Raw genomic sequence first — 3,782 nt, 5'->3', positions numbered from 1 at the left:
TGTTATGGCCGCGTTTATCTCATTCCACGCCTGACACTCGGTTCCGGGAAGGCAGTTCGCTCCAAGCTGGACTGTATGCACGAACCCCCCGTTCAGTCCGACTGCTGCGCCTTTTCCGGTAACTATCGTCTTGAGTCCAACCCGGAAAGACACGACAAAACGCCACTGGCAGCAGCCACTGGTAACTGATTTAGAGGAGTTAGTCTTGAAGTTATGCGTCGGTTAAGGCTAAACTAAACGAACAGTTTTGGTGACTGCGCTCCTCCAAGCCAGTTACCTTGGTTCAAAGAGTTGCTGCTCTGAGAACCTTCGAAAAAACCGCCCAGCAAGGCGGTTTTTTCGTTTACAAGAAAGGAGATTACGACGACTTGTAAAGGATCTCAAGAAGATAAAACAAATCAATATCAAACTTCCCTTTCATTTCCCTGCATTAATGATAGGTATAACACTAAAGTGCCTATCGCCGTTTTCCGAAAACAACTGCAAACGATGAGTAGTCTAACTACAAAAATGTAAGGCACACTATGCGAAACAACCAACCTGTTACAAATAATGAATTTTTTTTTGATGATGATGCCACCTTAGTGTCAACGACAGATCAAGAAAGCCTCATAACCTATGCGAATGATGCATTTATTCACGTTAGCGGCTTTAGTGAAAGTGAACTACATAATCAACCACATAATATCGTCCGGCACCCTGACATGCCAAAGGCAGCTTTTGCGGATATGTGGGCAACCCTTCAGCAGGGTAAACCGTGGTCTGCTCTAGTCAAAAACCGTCGTAAAAATGGGGACTTTTATTGGGTTCGCTCTAACGTTACCCCCGTAGTCCGTGATGGAATAACACGCGGATATATGTCTGTGCGCACTAAACCATCAACAGGCGAGATAAATTATGCAAATAATTTATATAACAAACTCTTAAGTGACAGCGGGAGATATTATTCATTTAAAAATGGAATGATAGTAAGAAAAGGATGGAGAAGGTTATTAACACTAGATAAGACAATTCCAATACGCTGGCGAATCAGACTCTATTTATCATCCTTGCTACCACTTTTTATTATTGCAAATTGGTTGCTAGGGATAGATTCAATCACATCATTAATTTCCTCATCAATATTAACAGTTGCACTACTTGCAATGATTTTCATTTTCGATAGAAAGATATCCGCACCGATAGAGAATATATCGAAACAAGCCATAAATGTAGTAACTGGCTCTTGCCATAAGATAGAACAAAGTGAAAGGGTTGACGAAATAGGGATGACTCTCAGATCAATAAGCCAGTTAGGACTTATGTTCCGATGGTTAGTTAATGATGTAAGCAATCAGGCAAGTGTGGTATTAAAAAAAAGCTCCGACATAGCACAAAATAACAAATCATTAAGCAAGCACACAGAAAACTCAAATATAAACATTCAGCAAACCGCTGCTGCCATGAATGAATTGATTGCAACAGTAAAATCCAACGCCGAAACATCACAAGAAGTCAAAGAAATTTCTGAAAAAACTCAAGACACTGCGTTAAATAGCGAAAAAATCATGGTAAAAATGATGGAAATGATGTCTGAAATCTCAGATAGTTCAAAAAGAATAGCAACTATAACCAGTGTGATTGATAGCATAGCGTTTCAGACTAACATACTAGCTCTTAATGCAGCAGTGGAAGCAGCACGCGCGGGAGAGCAGGGTAAAGGTTTTTCTGTTGTTGCAGGTGAAGTTCGACATCTTGCACAACGTAGCGCCAAAGCCGCAAATGAAATAAAAGAATTAATAGAAAGCAGTTCTAATAAAGTTACTGCCGGAACCGAGTACACAGAAAAAACAGGAAAATCCATGGGTGAAGTTTTATCCAAAGTAAAAGGAATGGCAGAATTGATCACACAAATAAGCGCTGCGACATCTGAACAGTTTATTGCATTACAGGAAATTAGCTCCGCTGTGGAAAACTTAGACAATATATCTAATAAGAACTCAGCTCGCGTATCGCAAAATGCAATGGCATCAACTGAACTTGCGCACCAAGCAAACCGTTTGTCAGATGCAATCAATGTTTTTAGATAAGGCCTAGCTATAGAACCCCCACTTAGCCCGGAGTGGGGATTCTAAAAAATCATTAACTTTTTAAAAAAACAACGACACATAACACAAAAAACCATCTGTTTAGAATAAAGTATAACTGCGCTATAGGTTTAACAAAGGAAAGGGAACTCTTAAAAAAGAGTAAAGCGAAGCAAGACTTTTATTAAAAGAAGCTGTTGATAAGCTATGCGATTTTCGAATTACTATCACAACAACGCTGCGTTTCACTACTTGCTATCCTTGATATTTTAAACCGTAAACTCCAAGAAGGTGGACATTCAGAAAGTGAACATTTAGCGATACTTAACGCGATTAAAGAGGTAGAGAAAAATATCTGAATAAACATCAGACCTTCAAGTTCAAAAACGATTATGCTGCATACAATCAGCTGAATTTACCATAACATCCGTTGCGTGCACCGCCTGAGAGGCTCTGAGAGCGTTTCTGAGGACTCCGACCTGAAACATACACCTTTCTGTGCCCATATCGAGAAAAAACGCCCCTGATGATTTCTGCGTACCTGCATGGCTATGCACTCAAGTGAATGAAGTAAGATTTCAGTCTGCGATCACCATAAAACCGGGAAAAAGCCGTATGACAAAACAGGAATCAGCCGCACTGAACATGGCAAAATTTATCCGGGCGCAGTCGCTGCTGCTGCTCGAAAAACTCGACGTGCTCGATCTTGATGACGAGGCAGCCGACTGTGAGCGAATGCACGAACAGGCTGAAGCGCTTTATCAGAAGCTGAGCGCACGCTTCGGTATACAGGACGGCGAATAAAGAGACGAAAAGAACGCTCACTTAGACGAAAAGCGTATCCAGGGCAACTATGTATATCCACCGTGTACATAGTCATGCCTGACGCTTTCGAGCAGGTCGAGCATGTAGGAACGACGAGCTTGATTGGTATCGGACACAATATGGCGATACGCCTCAAACATAAAAGCACCCGCATCACCGCCCGAACGGCGAAGCATAGCGGAAATCATCCGCACAAAGAGCAGACGTTCATCGGGGCAAAGGTTCATAAGTTCTCCTGGTGAAAAACCAAACATGAAGCACCCATCTATTAACGTCAGCTGTGAACGCTTCATTAGAAGAAAATAGGTAAACCCGGGAAAAAGATCCAAACGTTAACATCACAGGTAAACAGAAACGTCGGGTCGATCGGGAAATTCTTTCCCGGACGGCGCGGGGTTGGGCAAGCCGCAGGCGCGTCAGTGCTTTTAGCGGGTGTCGGGGCGCAGCCCTGAACCAGTCACGTAGCGCTAGCGGAGTGTATACTGGCTTAATATGTCGACACGGATGCGGAGGTCAGTGAAGTGCTTCATGTGGAAGGAGGAAAAAGGCAGCACCGGCGCGTCAGCAGAATATACGAGACAGGAGATATTCCGCTTCCTCGCTCACTGACTCGCTGCGCTCGGTCGTTCGGCTGCGGCGAGCGGTGTGGGCTTACAAACTGGGCGGAAATTTCCTGGAAGATGCCAGGGCGATACTTAGCAAAGAAGAAGCAAGGCCACGGCGTTGCCGTTTTTCCATAGGCTCCGCCCCCCTGACAAGCATCACGAAATCTGACGCTCAAATCAGTGGTGGCGAAACCCGACAGGACTTAAAGATACCAGGCGTTTCCCCCTGGTGGCTCCCTCGTGCGCTCTCCTGTTCCTGCCTTTCGGTTTACCGGTGTCAATCCGC

General features: G+C 44.0%; 4 protein-coding genes. 3 read left to right on the top strand and 1 reads right to left on the bottom strand.

Annotated elements, in window-relative coordinates; translation table 11 throughout:
• The first annotated feature begins 75 nt into the window (after window positions 1–75).
• From EOS97_RS26575 to EOS97_RS26565, 3 genes are all read left to right on the top strand, one after another.
• Window positions 76–189, top strand: coding sequence for a replication initiation protein (locus EOS97_RS26575; RefSeq protein WP_071602595.1), 114 nt, complete (start codon window positions 76–78; stop codon window positions 187–189).
• Window positions 190–524: 335 nt separating this feature from the next.
• The gene (locus EOS97_RS26570; protein WP_049134876.1) at window positions 525–2,069 is read left to right on the top strand and encodes a PAS domain-containing methyl-accepting chemotaxis protein; all 1,545 of its coding nucleotides are present in this window, start codon (window positions 525–527) and stop codon (window positions 2,067–2,069) included.
• Window positions 2,070–2,681: 612 nt separating this feature from the next.
• On the top strand, window positions 2,682–2,870 hold the full coding sequence (locus tag EOS97_RS26565) for a Rop family plasmid primer RNA-binding protein (RefSeq protein WP_000165998.1): 189 nt from the start codon (window positions 2,682–2,684) through the stop codon (window positions 2,868–2,870).
• Window positions 2,871–2,917: 47 nt separating this feature from the next.
• On the opposite strand, the gene EOS97_RS26560 is transcribed toward EOS97_RS26565, so the two are convergent.
• The gene (locus EOS97_RS26560) at window positions 2,918–3,145 is read right to left on the bottom strand and encodes a hypothetical protein (protein WP_206282062.1); all 228 of its coding nucleotides are present in this window, start codon (window positions 3,143–3,145) and stop codon (window positions 2,918–2,920) included.
• Window positions 3,146–3,782 lie beyond the last annotated feature (637 nt).

This window comes from Salmonella sp. SSDFZ54 (assembly GCF_004010735.1).
GTDB classification, from domain to species: Bacteria; Pseudomonadota; Gammaproteobacteria; order Enterobacterales; family Enterobacteriaceae; genus Salmonella; species Salmonella enterica.
The sequence above is the reverse complement of the archived record's forward strand: the minus strand, read 5'-3'. Positions and strand labels throughout refer to the sequence as shown.